At 66.1% G+C, this 16,085-nt stretch carries 12 protein-coding genes and 1 riboswitch; of the genes, 3 read left to right on the forward strand and 9 right to left on the reverse strand.

Annotation, left to right across the window (positions count from 1 at the left end):
* The 5 genes from FLQ03_RS13175 to FLQ03_RS13195 form a co-directional block, all read right to left on the reverse strand.
* Complete coding sequence (locus FLQ03_RS13175; RefSeq protein ID WP_144370636.1) at positions 1 to 2,970, reverse strand: TonB-dependent receptor; 2,970 nt, start codon at positions 2,968 to 2,970, stop codon at positions 1 to 3.
* A 114-nt stretch (positions 2,971 to 3,084) separates the two neighbouring features.
* Complete coding sequence (locus FLQ03_RS13180) at positions 3,085 to 4,086, reverse strand: FecR family protein (RefSeq protein ID WP_144370637.1); 1,002 nt, start codon at positions 4,084 to 4,086, stop codon at positions 3,085 to 3,087.
* On the reverse strand, positions 4,083 to 4,565 hold the full coding sequence (locus tag FLQ03_RS13185; protein ID WP_144370638.1) for a sigma-70 family RNA polymerase sigma factor: 483 nt from the start codon (positions 4,563 to 4,565) through the stop codon (positions 4,083 to 4,085). Before FLQ03_RS13185 ends, FLQ03_RS13180 begins: the two co-directional genes overlap by 4 nt.
* Positions 4,566 to 4,623: 58 nt before the next feature.
* Entirely contained in the window at positions 4,624 to 6,183 is a 1,560-nt protein-coding gene (locus FLQ03_RS13190) for a sensor domain-containing diguanylate cyclase (protein WP_144370639.1), read from the reverse strand.
* Positions 6,184 to 6,283: 100 nt separating this feature from the next.
* A complete protein-coding gene (locus FLQ03_RS13195; RefSeq protein ID WP_144370640.1) occupies positions 6,284 to 7,291 on the reverse strand; it encodes a class I SAM-dependent rRNA methyltransferase in 1,008 nt (335 codons plus the stop codon).
* A 161-nt stretch (positions 7,292 to 7,452) separates the two neighbouring features.
* Between FLQ03_RS13195 and FLQ03_RS13200 the strand changes: the two genes are divergently transcribed.
* On the forward strand, positions 7,453 to 8,331 hold the full coding sequence (locus FLQ03_RS13200; protein WP_144370641.1) for an HD-GYP domain-containing protein: 879 nt from the start codon (positions 7,453 to 7,455) through the stop codon (positions 8,329 to 8,331).
* 15 nt (positions 8,332 to 8,346) lie between these two features.
* On the opposite strand, the gene FLQ03_RS13205 is transcribed toward FLQ03_RS13200, so the two are convergent.
* From FLQ03_RS13205 to thiC, 4 genes are all read right to left on the reverse strand, one after another.
* Entirely contained in the window at positions 8,347 to 9,087 is a 741-nt protein-coding gene (locus FLQ03_RS13205) for a sporulation protein (RefSeq protein WP_144370642.1), read from the reverse strand.
* A gap of 158 nt (positions 9,088 to 9,245) precedes the next feature.
* Entirely contained in the window at positions 9,246 to 11,333 is a 2,088-nt protein-coding gene (locus tag FLQ03_RS13210) for an SEL1-like repeat protein (RefSeq protein WP_144370643.1), read from the reverse strand.
* A gap of 196 nt (positions 11,334 to 11,529) precedes the next feature.
* Positions 11,530 to 12,498 (reverse strand): tetratricopeptide repeat protein, encoded by a 969-nt coding sequence (locus tag FLQ03_RS13215; RefSeq protein ID WP_144370644.1) that lies wholly within the window; start codon positions 12,496 to 12,498, stop codon positions 11,530 to 11,532.
* Positions 12,499 to 12,806: 308 nt separating this feature from the next.
* Positions 12,807 to 14,711, reverse strand: a complete 1,905-nt coding sequence (gene thiC / locus FLQ03_RS13220; protein ID WP_144370645.1) for a phosphomethylpyrimidine synthase ThiC — start codon at positions 14,709 to 14,711, stop codon at positions 12,807 to 12,809.
* A gap of 107 nt (positions 14,712 to 14,818) precedes the next feature.
* Positions 14,819 to 14,955: riboswitch (TPP riboswitch) on the reverse strand.
* 130 nt (positions 14,956 to 15,085) lie between these two features.
* Between thiC and FLQ03_RS13225 the strand changes: the two genes are divergently transcribed.
* Both FLQ03_RS13225 and FLQ03_RS13230 read left to right on the forward strand, forming a co-directional pair.
* Positions 15,086 to 15,745 carry a protein-L-isoaspartate O-methyltransferase family protein gene (locus FLQ03_RS13225; RefSeq protein ID WP_144370646.1) on the forward strand — a complete coding sequence of 220 codons (660 nt, stop codon included), beginning with the start codon at positions 15,086 to 15,088 and terminating at the stop codon, positions 15,743 to 15,745.
* Positions 15,745 to 16,071, forward strand: coding sequence for a rhodanese-like domain-containing protein (locus FLQ03_RS13230; protein ID WP_144370647.1), 327 nt, complete (start codon positions 15,745 to 15,747; stop codon positions 16,069 to 16,071). The genes FLQ03_RS13225 and FLQ03_RS13230 overlap by 1 nt, the downstream gene beginning before the upstream one ends.
* Positions 16,072 to 16,085: the final 14 nt, after the last annotated feature.

Here is a 16,085-nt window from a genome sequence, read left to right on the forward strand (position 1 = left end):
CTAGAAACGCGCGCTGAAGGCGGCGCGGTAGGTGCGACCCGGCGCCGGCATCAGGCTGAGGGTGAGCGGGTCGAGGTAAAAGCGGTTGGTGAGGTTGTCTACTGCCAGCTCCAGCTTGGCGTGGCGCGTCAGCTGGTAGCTGGCAAACAGGTCCACCACGGTGAACGGCCGGGTCAGCACCTGGTTGGCGGTGCCGTTGTAGCTTTCCCAGTCGCGGCCGCTGGCGGCTTGCTCGGCGGTGGGGCCGCTGGTGTACAGCACGCGGGTGCCGGCGCTGAGGGTGTCGTTCAGCCAGCGTCCGCCCAGCGTCAGGTTGGCGCTGAGGCGCGGCGGCACGTGGTTGCGTACGTAGGCGGTGGAAAAACCGGTGGGCGAGCAGTTGCCCAGTGCCGTGTACGGGTAGACGGTGTGGAAGGTGCCGCTGTCCTCGTCGTAGACGTCGTAATGCATGGCGCGGAAGTAGTCGGCGGTCTGGCGGTCGCAGATTTCCACCTGGCGGTGGTAGGTGGCCGACAGTTCGCCGAAGAACGCGCCGTTGTCGTAGCCGGTTTGCAGCTCCAGGCCCTTGATCTGGTAGCGGTCCATATTGGCGATGGTGAAGTTCTGCATGCCGGGCAAGCCCTTGAACGGGCGGCGCGTCAGGTAGCCGTCGCTGCGGTTGTCGAAGTAGGCCAGGCGCGCGCGCAGCTTGTCGCCGGGTGTGAGCCAGTCGTCGCGCAGCAGGCTGACGCCGACTTCACGGTTCTTGCTGCGTTCTGGCGCCAGCGGGTTGAGGTAGGGTGCGGACGAGCCGAGGGTGGACTCCATCAGACTGGGCATGCGCAGCCCTTCGCTGTAACGGGCGTAGGCGCTGACGCCGCCGCCCAGTTGCAGGGTGACGCCGGCCAGCGGCGCGAAGCCGCTGTCCTGGCGGCGGAACGGCGGCGCGTATTCGTAACGGGTGGACAGGATGTCGCTGTACTCGTTGTATTCGTTCACTTCGGTACGGCTGGCTTGCGCCGGCTGGAAGGCGGCCGGTTGCGCGCCCCACAGGTACAGCGAGGTTTGCGCTTGCTGTCGCGGGTCGGTGGCGGCGCTGTATTCGCCGTTGGCGTCCGGCAGCCATTTCAGGTAACCGACGTACTTTTCGTTATCGCCTTCGCCCTGGTACACGTCGATGCTGCGGTAGCGCTGCTCGGTGTGGTGGGCAGTGGCCTGCACGTTGTGGTCACGGCTGGCAAAGCGGGTGTAGCGGCCGCCCAGCTCCAGGCTCAGCCAGTCGTTGGCTGCCCAGTCCAGCTTGAAGAAGGCGCTGTGTTCGTCGCGCTGGCCGCTGCGCACGGTGCGGTTGTGGTTGATGTCGTCCAGGTCCACCACCATGCCCTTGCCGGGGCCAGTGCGCTCGCGTTGCAGCGACACGCCGTAGTCCAGCTTGAAGGCGCCGGCGGCGGTGCGCAGCAGGCTGCTGTTGCTGATGTCGGCACCGCTGCGGGTGGCGGCGGTCTTGACGCGGTAGCGGGCGTCCAGCCAGGCGGGGTCGGTTTCGTCCCAGCCCGGTTGCGGCTTGCCTTGCTGCGGGTTGCGGAACACGTCGCCATTCATGGCATCGCCTTGCATGTCGGTATGCCACACATTGGCTTTCAGCCGGATCAGCGGCTGCGCGGCCGGTGCCCACTGGTAGCGGGCGCTGTAGCTGTCCAACAGCACGTGGCTGCCCGGCCATTGCATGATGTAACCGCTGTCGTTGCGCAGGATCTGCGACGGCATGATCTCGCCGTAGTGGCTGTCGTAACGGCGCCAGGCCAGCTCCAGCGCGCTGTCGTCGTCGGGGCGCAGCGTGCCTTTCAGCAGCAGCGAGTCGCTGCGGTTGGCGGTATTGGTCACCTCCTCGCCCGGCCGGTACACGGTGGTCACGCCGGCTTCTACCACCGGGTTGGTGCCGCCGAAGTTCATCCAGTTGTTGTACACGCGCAGCTTGTTGTAGCCGTGCTTGCCGGCAAAGTAGTTGCCTTGCTCGCGGTGGGCGTAGGCGGCCACCAGCTCGTAGTGGTCCTGGCGGGTAGCCAGCGCCACGCTGCCAGCGCCGGCGCGGCCATCCAGCCCCGGCGCCTGCTGGCGCGGCGGGGTCTTGATGCTGGCCTGTGGCGTGGCGGTGTTGCTTTGCAGGCTGCCGCGCAGGCGCACGCCGACGCGCTCGCCGGGCAGCAGCACGTCGGCCGCTTTCAGGGTATCCATCTGCACCAGGCCGCCGACGGCCCCGGCACCCTGGGCCGACAGGCTGGGGCCTTTTTCGATGGTGACGCGGCTGATCAGGTCCGGGTCCAGGTAGCTGCGGTCGGCGGCGCCGGCGTAGCCGCGGTACACGCTGATGGCCTGCTGGCTGCCATCGATCACCACCGGCACCCTGCCCTGCCCCTGCATGCCGCGTACGTTGACATCGACCGCGCCGCTGTTGCGGCCGTCGCCCACCTGTACGCCGGGGGTGCCCTTGAACATGTCTGCCACCGAGGTACCGCGGAAGCGCTCGATCTGTTGCTGGTCGATCACCGCGCGCGAGCCGGCCTTGACGTAGGGCTGGTCGGCCAGCGCGATGCCGTCGTCGTGCAGCAGGCCGGCCGCGCGGCTGCCACCGTTGACCTGCAGGGTGGACAAGGCGGTGGCGGCGCTGGATGCCGCCGCTTTCAGCGTGATGGTGCCGTCGCGCAGTTCGGCTTGCAGGCCGCTGCCGGCCAGCAGCCGGCGCAGCGCGTCGCGCGGGGTGAGCTGGCCGCTGATGGCGGGGGCCTGGCGCTGTTGCAGCAGGCTGGCGTCGGCCAGCAATACCAGGCCGGCCTGGCGCGCCAGCTCGTTCAGGGCGCTGCCCAGTGGCTGGGCCGCGATGTGGAAGGCTACCGGCAGGTTGGCCGGTGCGGCCAGCAGCAGCGGCGGCGTGAGCGCCAGGCTGAGCGCCAGCACCAGCGGGCGAAGCGGAACGACGGAAGGACGTGGCATGTCAGGTATGTTTCAGTTTTGTATGAAAATCATTCTCAATTGTGAAAACGATGCAAACCGGCAAAACCTGACATCGACAATCAAAAAATTTTTCTGGCGGGCCGCGCCGGGCGCCTAGCGCGGGCTGATGCGCCAGCCACGGCCTTGCGCGGTGACCTGCAACGGCAGCACCGCCGGTAACGCCGCGGCGAACTGCGCGGGTGCGGTGGCCGGGAAGCTGCCGGTGAGGCGCAGCCTGCCGCTGGCGGGGTGCTGCAGCGTCAAGCCGCTGTCGCCGTAGCGGTTGAATTCGGCAATGACGTCGGCCAGCGGCACGTTATCGAACACCAGACGGCCAGCGCGCCACGGCGCCACCGCTTCGGCTTGCATGCGCACCGGTGGCTGTAGCTGCTGGCCGTTGCCGGCAATCTGCTGCCCGGCCTGCAGGATGGCTTGCTGCAGCGGCGTGTTGTCGGCGGCGGCCTGGGCCGCGTCGCGGTATTGCTGCACCCGCACCCTGCCCTCGGCCACCGCCACCTGGTAGCTGCGGCCAACCTGGCGCACGCTGAAGCGGGTGCCCAGCACGGTGACGCGGTTGCTGCCGGCCAGCACGTGGAACGGGCGTTGCCGGTCGTGCGCGACGCTGAACAAGGCCTGGCCTTGCAGCAGCGTGGTGTCGCGGTGCTGGCGGTACAGGCTGACCTGCAGGCGGCTGGCGCTGTCCAGCAGCACCTGGCTGCCATCCGGCAGCGTGACGTTGCGCTGTTCGCCGCGGGCGGTGGCGAAGGTTTGCTGGTACAGCGGCTGCTGTTGCTGCCACTGTTGCCAGGCCAGGGTACCGCCGATGACGGCGCACAGACAGGCGGCCGCCGCCAGCGGCGCTGGCGTGTGGGCGCTGACCGGCTGCAGCAAGGGTGGCAGGCCGGCGCGCAAGACGTCGCGCTGCGCGGGGCTGGCGCGGGTGAGCAGGGTGTCGGCGGCCTGCAGGCTGGCCAGCGCCCGGCCGTGGGCGGGGTTGGCCGCCAGCCAGGCTTGCAACTGGGCGTGCTGTGCCGGGCTAAGGCCTTGCTGCTGGCGCAGCAGCCAGCTGGCGGCCTGGGTATCGATAGCCTGTTCGGGAGCGGAATGGGCGGTCATCGGGCGTCCTGGTCGGTCATGGCCTGTTTGCAGGCCAGCATGCCGTTGATGATGTGCTTTTCCACCATATTGACGGAAATGCCCATTTTTTCGGCGATGGCGGCGCTGGAAAGGCCGTCGAACTTGTACAGCACGAAGGCTTGCCGGCAGCGCGGGGGTAGCTGGCTGACGGCGTGCAGCAGGCGGTCCAGTTGCTGCTGGGCGGCGACGGTGCGTTCCGGTTCGCAGCCGGGGGCCGCGGCGTGGCTGTCTTCGTCCAGCTCGGTCTGCTCCGGCTGGCGCGCCTGCTGGCGGTACTGGTCCACCAGCAGGTTGCGCGCGGTGGCGTACAGCAGCGCACGCGGCTGCGCCGGCAGCGTGCTGCCGTGGCTGGCCAGTACCCTGGCGTAGCTTTCCTGCACCACGTCCTGGGCGCGTTCACGGCAGCCGGTACGGCCTGCGATGAAGTTCAGAAGTTCGTGGTAATAGCGCTCGAACACGGCCACAACCTGCCTGCAAAAAGGCGGATGGTAGCATTATTGCAAACAGGAATCACTACTATTTGAGAGTGCCTGCCAGACGGGCGCAGTTGCGGCCGGCGGCTTTGGCCTGGTACATGGCGGCGTCGGCGCGGGCGATCAGGGTGTCGGTGTGTTCGCCGTCCGGGTGCAGGGTGGCCACGCCGATGCTGCAGGTCAGCGCCAGCTGCTCGTCGTGCCATACCGGGGCCAGCCCGGCCAGCGTGCGGCACAGGCGCTCGGCCAGCAGCAGCGCCGGCTGCTCGGTTTCCTGCGGCAGCAGGATGCAGAACTCTTCGCCGCCCCAGCGCGCGATGATGTCGATTTCGCGCAGCTGCTCGCGCAGCATGCGGCCAACCTCTTTCAGCACGTGGTCGCCGGCCGGGTGGCCGAGGCGGTCGTTGAGCGCCTTGAAGTGGTCGAGGTCCAGCATCAGCAGGCTGAAGCGTTGCCGGTAGCGGGCAAAGCGTTGCTGGCTGTACTGGCAGCGCTCCAGGAAGGCGCGGCGGTTCAGCAGGCCGGTGAGCGGGTCCAGCGTGGCCTGGCGGGCCAGCTCGGCTTCGGCGGCCTGGCGCGCCAGTTCCAGCTCGCGCACGTGCAGCAGGGTACCGATGCTGTCGGACAGGGTGGTGAGGTGCTCGACGATTTCTTCGTCGAAGCCTTCTGCCCGGTTGGCCAGTACCAGCACGCCCAGCACCGACAGGTGGAAGAAGCACGGGATCACCAGCAGGTTTTGCAACGGTTGAAGGCTGCCGCCGGGGTCGTATAGCGCGGGGTGGCGGATGACCAGCGGCTCGCCGTTGGCGATGGCCTGGCCGAAAACGTGGTCCAGCCCGTACAGGTGGTAGCCGCTGGGTTGCGGCACCAGTTGCCGCATCAGCCATTGCAGCGCGTCCTGCTGCTGATGGGCAATGCTGGGGATGGCCAGGTAGGGGGTGTCGCTGTCGTTGACCTGGCAACTGGCGATAAAGCCTAGCGTGCAGTGGCTCATGTCCAGCAGCGACTGGGTGATGGTGCTGCAGGCCGCGCCCAGGTCGCGGTCCAGCAGGAAGCTGCTTTGCGCCTGGTTGATGGTGAGCAGCAGCCGTAGCTGGCGTTGGCCCAGTTGCACTGCCATACGCTTGCGGATCAGGTCGCTGAGGGTGTCGGCCAGCTGTTGCAGCAGGGTCTGGTCTTGCAGGTTGAACTGGCGGGGCTGGCGGTCGATCAGGCACAGCGTGCCGATGGCCAGCTGGTCGCTGATCAGCAGCGGGGCGCCGGCGTAAAAGCGGATGCTGGGGTCGCCCAGTACCAGCGGGCTGTCGGCAAAGCGGTCGTCTTGCAGCGCGTTGTCTACCACCAGCATGCGGCCACTGGCCACCACATGGCCGCAGAACGACACCTCGCGCCCGGTTTCGCAGACGTCCACGCCTACCTTGGCCTTGAACCATTGCCGCTGGGCGTCGATCAGCGATACCAGGGCGATGGGCACCCGGAAGACGCTGGCGGCCAGTTGCACGATGCGGTCGAACTCGATCTCTGCGGGCGTATCGAGTAGCGCACTGCGGTTCAGTAACGCCAGCCTGGCGTGTTCGTGGCTGGCGGTGGGGGGTATCTGCATGCCGGGCTCCGGAGAAACGGCGCCGCCGCTGCGGACAGCGGGGCGCCGTTTTCCAGTGTAGGCAAGCGATCGCCATTCGTCATGGCGCGTTGCGTGCCGCTCAGACGTGCAGCAGCACCATTTTCAGCGGCGGGTTGCCGTCGAAGGTGGGGAAGTCTTCTTCCGGGGCGATCCATTCTGCGTCGCGCACGCTGCGGCCGGCTTTTTCGGCGCTGCGCTTGAGCTGGGCCAGCCAGGCGTCGCGGTCTACCTGGGCTACGTTATTGCAGCAGATCAGCATGCCGCCTTCGGCGGTAGCCAGCAGCGCCGGTTTGAACAGCGCCGGGTAGTCGTTGATCAGGTCCACCACGCCGAACGGGCTCTTGGCGTAGCGCGGTGGGTCGAGGAACACCAGGTCGAACTGGCGCGCTTCCAGCGTCGGGAACGGGGGCATTTTCTTGCCGCGTACCATCTTGGGCTGGCCGATGCCGGCCAGCTGGCGCAGCGCGGCAAAGCAGTCGCTTTCCACGCAGCGCGGGCGGGTAGCCAAGCTGTTGATCTTGGCGTTGGCGCGCGCCACTTGCAGGCTGGATTCGGCAAAGTCCACGTTCATCACGAAGCTGGCGCCGGCTTTGGCGGCGGCTACGCCGACACCGCCGGTGTAGGCGAACAGGTTCAGCACGCTCTTGCCTTCGGCCAGTTGCATCACGCGGCGGCGGCCGGCGCGCAGGTCGAGGAACAGCCACGGGTCCTGGCCCTGATGACGGGCCTGGAAGTGGTACTTCACGCCCAGCTCGCGGATGATGCGCGGCGTCTGGGCGGCTTCCAGCTGGTCTTCCGGCAGGCGGTTGCCGATGCGCGAGTTGGCGCCGCTGCGGTCGTTGTAGCAGGCGGCCAGGCCCAGCGGTGCGTAGTGCGCCAGGATGGTGGCGTGCTCGTCGTCGCTCAGCGGGGTGTGGAAGGTTTGCAGCAGCAGCGCGTCGCCGTAGCGGTCGATGGTGAGGCCGGGGCGGCCTTCGGCACTGCCGTGGAACAGGCGGTAGGTATCGGTTTCCTCGGTGGCCAGGCGGGCGACGAGGTCGGCGCGGCGCGCGTCGGCGGCGGCCAGCAGTTCGGACAGGGTGGACATGGTGTTCTCGCTGACAAATGAAGGCGGCCGGCAGCATCGCGCTCCGGCCGAATGGCTAGATTGTACGCGCTTGCCTGCCACGGGCTGTTTTTTTTACGCCGGCTTGTAAGAAATTGCCGCCGTTTACGGCTAATTTTTATAGAAATAGCTGGAGAGCCGACATGGAACACGCGCAGGCTTTGCTGAAGTCTTTATACGTGATGGCGATGATGGTGGAGGCGCGCGATGCCTATACCGGTGGCCATTTGTGGCGGGTATCGCAGTTTGCCCGCCTGGTGGCGGAACGCATGCAGCTGCCGGCAGACGAGGTGGCCCGCGTCGAGCTGGGCGGCTTTCTGCACGACCTGGGCAAGGTGGGCATTCCCGACGCGGTGCTGAACAAGCGCGACCGCCTGAGCGACGAGGAATACGCGGTGATCAAGACCCACCCGCAGGTAGGGGCCGACCTGCTGGCCGGCCACCCGCTGGCGGCGCTGGCGATGGACGCGGTGTGGCTGCATCACGAAACCCCGGACGGGCGCGGTTACCCGCAGGGTTTGTCCGGTAGCGCCATTCCGCGCGTGGCACGCATTATCGGTGTGGTGGACGCGCTGGACGCGATGACCAGCTCGCGGCCTTACCGCGCCGGCATGCCGTTGGCGACGGCCTTGCAGATCATCGAGGACAACCTGGGCCGGCAGTTTGATAGCGAGGTTGGCCGCGTGGTACTGGGGCTGGGGCGCGATGGCGCGCTGGAGGCCATCATCGGTCATAGTGCGCCGGGGCGGCCGCTGCAGTCCTGCGCAGCGTGCGGGCCGACGCTGGTGATGCACAGCGAGGTGCAGGACGGCGATACCGTGCACTGCCCCTCGTGTGCGATGGGTTACCACGTGAGCCATCAGCAGGGTCATTGGCAGGTGGCGGCTACCGGCGTGGCCAACCCGGTACTGGCGCGCCAGCCGCGCGCCGATACCGCCCTGATCGAGCGCCTGGTACAGCCGGCGTACCGGCTGTTGCCGCAGCCCAAGCGCTGGCTGGGCTGGTTCGGCGCGCCGGCCTGAGGCCACGCGCCGGCCTTACAGCGGCAGCTGGCGACGTAGCTCGTCGGCCCAGTTGCGGCTGGCGAAGTCCGGGCCCATGACCAGCGAGCGGTAGAAGTCACCGCCGAAGCGGGCATCCACCTCGATCAGCACGTGGGTTTCCTGGCCCCACGGCAGGAAGGTGAGCTCGATTTCCTGGAAGCGGAAGTTGCCGCCGCGCGCACGCAGCTCCATTTCCTGATAGCAGCCCAGCGTGCTGCTGACGTGGCCGACGCGGGCGGTGCCCACTTCCACGTCGGTGCTGTACAGGCCCCAGCCCAGTTGCTCGAACGCCGCCAGCAGTGCGGCAACGTGCGGGGTGGGGTGCACTTCCAGCAAGTCGCGGTCGCTGGCGTCCACGGCCGAGGCAATCGCCAGGTCGGTGTGGATCCACACCGCCAGCGGGCGGCCGTAGTGTGCCAGCGCGTTGATCGGCGTTTCGGCCGGTAGCTGCAGCTGGAACGGGAACTGGCGGGTTTCGCCGGCACGCACGGTAAAGCGCGGGCTCACCAGCAGGCTGCCCAGCGGCAGCGCGCCGCGTACTTCGTGGTCGCCGCTTTCCTGTTCGGCTTCCACCATCAGCACCAGTTCGATTTTCTCGATGTCCTGGTCGGCGTTGCCGCCTTGCACCACCACACGGCCGGTGAGCATGTCACCGGGGTAGAGGCGCGGGTTGTCCAGCTGGGTATCGACCTTGGCGCCACCGACGCCGATTGAGGCAAGCAGTTTCTTGAACATGTTCTATCCGTATTGAGTGCTGTGTGATGACGTGCCGCAGGGCACGCGTGCACAGACCGGTTGCGGTGGCACAGGTTCCGTGCCGGGGCTTGCCGCCGCTTCCGGGCGTGAAAAAGCCCCCGACGGCGTGGCCGCGGGGGCGGGCTGGGCGGCGTGGCTTACTTGGCGGCGGCGCCGTCACCGGCCACGATGGCGTTCAGCTGCGACGACAGCTCGACCATGGCCTTGCTGGCCGCCGCCTTCATCTTGGCAGCTTTCGGGTCGCTGGTTTCGGCCTTGGCCACTTTGGCCGGCTTGGCGGCTTTGCCTTTCACCGCCTTGCTGCTGTCGGCGCTGGCATCCTGGCTGGCGTCTGCCTTGGCCACCGGCTTGTTGGCCTTGGCCGGGCGGCCGAACAGCACCGGGCGGACGTACACCACGTAGCGTTCGATCTCGGCCAGCAGTTTGCCCGGCACGTTCATGCGGCGCGACAGGTCCTGGGCGCGGGCCAGTTGTGCGCGGCCCATGTCCTGTTCCAGCTGGGCCAGGTTGTTGGCGGCCAGCGTGTCACCCTGGGCGCGGGCCAAGTTATGCAGCGCGTAGGACACGATCGGGTCTTTCGGCACGCCCTGGCCGTAGTAGTACATCACGCCCAGGTTGTTCAGACCGCCCACGTTGTACTGCGCGGCGGCTTTGCGGTACCAGGCCACGGCTTCGTCGTAGCTCTGCTTCACGCCTTGGCCGTTTTCATACAGGCCACCCAGGCTGAACTGGGCGTCGGCGTTACCGCTCTTGGCGGCTTTGCGGTACCAGTTGGCGGCTTGTTCGTAGTTCTGCTCAGTGCCCTGGCCGTTGTAGTACTGGCCGGCCAGTGCCACTTGTGCGGCCACGTTGTCTTGCGCGGCGGCTTGCTGGTTCAGCTGGAAGGCTTTTTTCAGGTCGAACGGCACACCGTTACCCTTGGCGTACAGCGCGGCCAGGCTGGCCTGGGCCTGGGCATCACCCTGGCTGGCGGCCTTGCTGTACCAGCTGGCGGCCTGGGTGTAGTCCTGCGGCAGTTCGTTGCCCTTCTCGTACAGCTGCGCCAGGCTGGTCTGCGCGGCGGCGTGACCCTGGTTGGCGGCCTTGTTGTACCACATGGCGGCGTCGGTCAGGTCCTGTGCGGTGCCTTGGCCTTTTTCCAGCATCTGGCCCAAGCTGTATTGCGCGTTGGCGTCGCCTTGTTCGGCGGCTTTCACGAACCAGCTGGCGGCCAGCTGTTCGGTGGCACGGCGGTGCCATACGGCGGCCTGTGCCGGGTCTTTCGGTACGCCCAGGCCGCTCTGGTACAGGTTACCCAGGATGGCCTGCGCGTTCGGGTGGCCTTGTACCGCGGCCTTGCGGTACCAGTTGGCCGCATTCACGTAATCCTGCTCCACGCCACGGCCTTGCTGGTACATCTGCGCCAGGCTGAACTGGGCGTCGGCGTCGCCCTGGTCGGCGGCTTTGGCGAACCAATCGGCTGCGGCGGCGTAATCCTGCGGTACGCCTACGCCGTTATGGAACATGGTAGCCAGCGCCGATTGCGCGTCCACATAGCCCTGTTCGGCGGCTTTGCGGAACCACTTGGCGGCTTCTACCGGGCTTTTTTCCACGCCACGGCCTTGCTGGTACAGCACGCCAAGGTTGTACTGTGCCTGGGCCACGCCCTGCTCGGCAGCCTTGCGGTACAGCGTGGCGGCTTGCGCCGGGCTGGCCGGGGCGCCGGTGCCGTTCTGCACCATTTCGGCCAGATTGGCCTGCGCCTGGGCGTTACCGCTCTTGGCTGCCTTGCGGTACCAGTAGGCGGCGCCGGTGACGTCCATCTGCTGCACGCGGCCGCTCTGGTACAGCGCAGCCAGGTGGGTTTGAGCCACGGTGTTGCCCTGCTCGGCGGCCTTGCGGTACCAGCTGGCAGCCGCGCTCAGGTCTTGCGCTACGCCGTTGCCCTTCTCGTACAGCTGGCCCAGGTTCAGCTGTGCGTCGGCGTAGCCTTGCTCGGCCGCCTTGCGGTACCAGTTGGCCGCCTGTTCCAGGTTAACCGGGGTGCCCAGCCCTTTGCGGTACAGCTCGCCCAGCTGGTACTGCAGGCTGGCGTTGCCTTGCTCGGCTGCTGGCGTCCACTCGCGCAAGGCGGTGGTGAAATCCCCCTTGTTGAAGGCGATGCGGCCTTCCTTGATGCCGGCAAACGCCGGTGCGGCCAGCATCAGGCTGGTCACGAGGACAGTCGTGGCGAAGCGTTTTTTCATATGCGTTTCTTCGTGAGTTGGGCGCCATGCCGGGCAGGCGGCGGCGGTTGCGGCCTGTCGCGGTACGGATTGGCGGCGGCCGGGCACGTTGCAGAAGTCTTTAAACGTTAATCATATCGTGTTGAAGCCGCAAAGACATGACCGTTTGGCGAAATAGTGTCGGGTGCAGCTTGGGCTTGCGCGATTTTTGCAACCCTTATTGCCGCCGTAATGGGGTTGGGCTGGCCTGCTGCAGCAATGTTCTGGCCTGTTCCAGCAGGGCGCGACCTGCGGTTTCACGCTGGCTGCTGATATATAGCCAAGCCAGTGCTTGCAGCGTGGTGGCGTAAGCGTGGTGCTGGCTGCCCAGGTTCAGTGCCAGCAGGGTCAGCGCTTGCTGGTAATGGCCTTCTGCTTCGGCAAAGCGGCGTTGGTAGTGATGGCAGTAAGCCAGCTCACGCTGGATGATGGCTGCGTGCAGGCCGTCGGCGTTGCCGCGGCGGGTTTCGCCTTCCAGCGCGTCCTGTAGCAGGGCGATGGCCCGGTCGTAGTGTTGCAGCTGTTGCAAGCTGGCTCCCAACCGTGCCTGACTGTACAAAATGTCGGCATGGTCGGCAGGCAGGCGTTTCTGCCGGATGACCAGCGCCCTACCTAGCTGTTCGGCGGCCTTGTCATGCTGTTGCAACTGCTGATAAAGCACGCCCAAGGCCTGCCCCGATTCTGCTACTGCCAGGCTGTCGCTGCCTGCCAGCGCATCGCGGCTGGCCAGTGCTTGCAGTAGCAGTTTTTCGGCGGCATCCGGCTGGCCGGAAAGCGCCAGTAGCCGGGCGTAGGCCTGCCGGGATTCCGCTACCTTCAGGTGTTCTTTGCCATAGGCCTGCAGCCGCAGCGCCAGTGCTTTTGCGGCCATCTCGCGGGCAGCGTCGTATTGCTGACGGCCAAGCAGCACAAACTGCAGCCGGTGCAGGATGTCTGCTTGCAGGGCGGGCTGGCTGTCCGGCGCACGAGCCAGTAACGTGCGCAATTGCTTTTCGGCCTCGTCCAGCCGGCCCTGCATGGCCGGGCGGGCGGTACTTTCCAGTAGCGCCGGCCAGTCTTCCTGCGCGACGGGCACGGCGGCAACCTCGCCCTGGGCCAGGGCGGTCAGCAGCAGGGTGAGAGATAAAACGGCGCGGGGCTGGATCATGGTGTGGGGCGGGATGCAGTGCCTTCATTTGAACGTGCTACCTGCCGTGATGCAAGTGCCATGACGTTGGCAGTGCGCTGTAGCGGTAAAGTGAACCTACCATTTTTGCTTGCCAGTGTAATGACCCACCAAGGTTCCACCTGCCTCATCCAAGCCGGGCCGTGCCTGCTAAGCATTTGACGAGGTATGTTTGCGCGTACATGGCAAAGCCAGCTTTTGCTACACGCGAGCTTTGTCACTCATGACCAAATAAGGTTGGCCGCATTACCTGTGGCCAACCTTTTGTTTCACGTGAAGCAATCGCCGTATCAGGCCTTGTCGTACAGCTTGGCGCCGCCTTTGACGAACTCGATGGCTTTCACTTCCATGCCTTTCTGCAGCGCGTCCTGCTCGCTGATGCCTTGCTTGGCGGCGAACTCGCGCACGTCCTGGGTGATCTTCATGCTGCAGAAGTGCGGGCCGCACATGCTGCAGAAGTGGGCCACCTTGGCGCTGTCTTTGGGCAGGGTTTCGTCGTGGAATTCACGCGCCTTGTCCGGGTCCAGGCCCAGGTTGAACTGGTCTTCCCAGCGGAACTCGAAGCGCGCCTTGGACAGCGCGTTGTCGCGGATCTGCGCGCCGGGGTGGCCTTTGGCCAGGTCGGCAGCGTGGGCGGCCAGCTTGTAGGTGATGATGCCTTCCTTGACGTCGTGCTTGTTGGGCAGGCCCAGGTGCTCTTTTTGGGTGACGTAGCACAGCATGGCGGTGCCGTACCACCCGATCTGCGCGGCGCCGATGGCCGACGTGATGTGGTCGTAGCCGGGGGCGATGTCGGTGGTGAGCGGGCCCAGCGTGTAGAACGGCGCTTCGTGGCACCATTCCAGCTCTTTATCCATGTTTTCTTTGATCAGCTGCATCGGCACGTGGCCGGGGCCTTCGATCATCACTTGTACGTCGTGCTGCCAGGCAATCTGGGTGAGCTCGCCCAGGGTTTTCAGTTCGCCCAGCTGTGCGGCGTCGTTGGCGTCCCAGGCGCTGCCGGGGCGCAGGCCGTCGCCCAGGCTGAAGGCGACGTCGTAGGCCTTCATGATGTCGCAGATTTCGGCAAAGTGGGTGTACAGGAAGTTTTCCTGGTGATGCGCCAGACACCATTTGGCCATGATGGAGCCGCCGCGCGACACGATGCCGGTCATGCGGCCGGCGGTGAGCGGGACGTAGCGCAGCAGCACGCCGGCGTGGATGGTGAAGTAGTCCACGCCCTGCTCTGCCTGCTCGATCAGCGTGTCCTTGAAGATTTCCCAGGTCAGGTCTTCAGCCTTGCCGTTGACCTTTTCCAGCGCCTGGTAGATGGGCACGGTACCGATGGGGACCGGGCTGTTGCGCAGGATCCACTCGCGGGTTTCGTGGATATTCTTGCCGGTGGACAAGTCCATGATGGTGTCGGCACCCCAGCGGATGCCCCAGGTCATTTTGTCCACTTCTTCGCTGATCGACGACGTTACCGCGCTATTGCCGATATTGCCGTTGATTTTTACCAGGAAGTTGCGGCCGATGATCATCGGCTCGCTTTCGGGGTGGTTGATGTTGTTCGGGATGATGGCGCGGCCGGCGGCGATTTCCTGGCGCACGAACTCGGCGGTGATGGTGTCCGGCAGTTGGGCGCCAAAGCTGTGGCCGGCGTGCTGGCGGGTCATCAGCTCCAGCAGGCGGGTGTTGCCGGTGGCGTGCAGGCTGTCGATGTAGGCCTGGCGGTTGAGGTTTTCGCGGATGGCGACGTATTCCATCTCCGGCGTGATGATGCCGCGGCGGGCGTAGTGCATCTGGGTGACGTTGCAGCCGGGCTTGGCGCGGCGCGGCTGGCGCGTCAGGTTAAAGCGCAGGTCGGCCAGTTTGGGGTCGGCTTCGCGCGCGCGGCCGTAGTCGCTGGACAGGCCGGCCAGCAGCTCGGTGTCGTCGCGTTCGGCGATCCAGGCGGCGCGCAGTGCCGGCAGACCGGAGCGGATGTCGATCTGCGCGTGCGGGTCGGTGTAGGGGCCGCTGGTGTCGTAAACGTAAATCGGCGGGTTGGCCTCGCCACCGAACTGGGTCGGGGTGTCGGCCTGGCTGATCTCGCGCATCGGCACGCGGATGTCGGGGCGGCTGCCGGTGACGTAGATCTTGCGGGAATTGGGCAGCGGCTGGATGGCGGCGGAATCCACCACCATTTGCTGGTTCAGTTTGGCAGGCGCGTTCATCGGTACGGGTTCTCCAAGGCGATGAAACGGCGCAAGGAGCGGCCCGGGCTGGCCCGGCTGCCAGGGTTGGCCGCACGCCGGGCGGGGAACGCTGCGCGGCGGGCGCTGTCTGGCAGATTACGCTTCCCTACGCCGGTATTATCCGGGTCAGGTTCGAAGGGTAACTCTCACCCGCGGCGCTTTCATGCCATACGCAAATTGGTGCGAATGGTACACAAGCGGCGCAGGACCCCTAGCGATGCTGTGAAGGTAAGGTAATTGTGGGATAATCGCAAGTTGCCATCTGCCGGACGATTGTGGAAGCAGGGTTGCCACAGCCCCGCTTTCAGAATCGCCCTATATGTTATTTGTCTTGGATCCCCCGGAGTTTCCGAATGAATTTCGAACAAGCCCGTTTCAACATGGTTGAGCAGCAAATCCGTCCGTGGGATGTGCTCGACACCTCCATCCTCGACCTGCTGTTCCACGTGAAGCGCGAAGACTTCGTGCCGGTAGAAAAGCGCCTGCTGGCCTTCGTGGACACCCAGCTGCCGCTGGAAAACGGCAGCACCATGCTGGAGCCGAAAGTCGAAGCCCGCCTGCTGCAAGACCTGCAAGTGAAAGCCAGCGACAAGGTACTGGAAGTGGGTACCGGTAGCGGCTACCTCACCGCCCTGCTGGCCGCAGTAAGCCAGCACGTGTACAGCGTGGACCTGGACGCCGAGCAAAGCGAGCGCGCTGCGGCCAACCTGAAAACCGCCGGCATCCGCAACGTGACCCTCAGCGTAGGCAACGGCATTGCCGGCCTGCCGGAGCAAGCCCCGTTCGACGTGATCTGCGTTGGCGGCTCCACCCCGGTGGTGCCGGAAACCCTGAAGGCCCAGCTGGCCGTGGGTGGCCGCATGGCCGTGATCGTGGGCGATGCCCCGGTGATGATTGCCAAGATCATTACCCGCGTCAGCGAAAACGCGTTCCAGGAAAGCGTGAGCTTCGATACCAACCTGCCGCGTCTGCAGCAGATCGACGCCATCGAACCGGCCCGCTTCAGCTTCTGATGATTCGCGAAATCAGTGCCACCGAGCTGGCCGCCTGGCTGGCCGATAGCAGCCGCCCGCAGCCCTACCTGCTGGACGTACGCGAAGACTGGGAACTGGCCCTGTGCCGCATTCCTGGCTCGCAGCAGATCGCCATGCACCTGATTCCGCTGCGCCACAACGAGCTGCCGGACGACGCGCCCATCGTTACCATCTGCCACCACGGCGTGCGCAGCTTCCAGGTGGGCCTGTTCCTGCAGAACGCCGGTTTCGAGCAGGTGCTGAGCCTGCGCGGCGGCGTGGAAGCCTGGGCCAACGACGTTGACCCGAGCATGGCGCACTACTGAGCGCCCGCTGCCGC

The organism is Vogesella urethralis (assembly GCF_007644045.2).
Taxonomy (GTDB): domain Bacteria; phylum Pseudomonadota; class Gammaproteobacteria; order Burkholderiales; family Chromobacteriaceae; genus Vogesella; species Vogesella urethralis.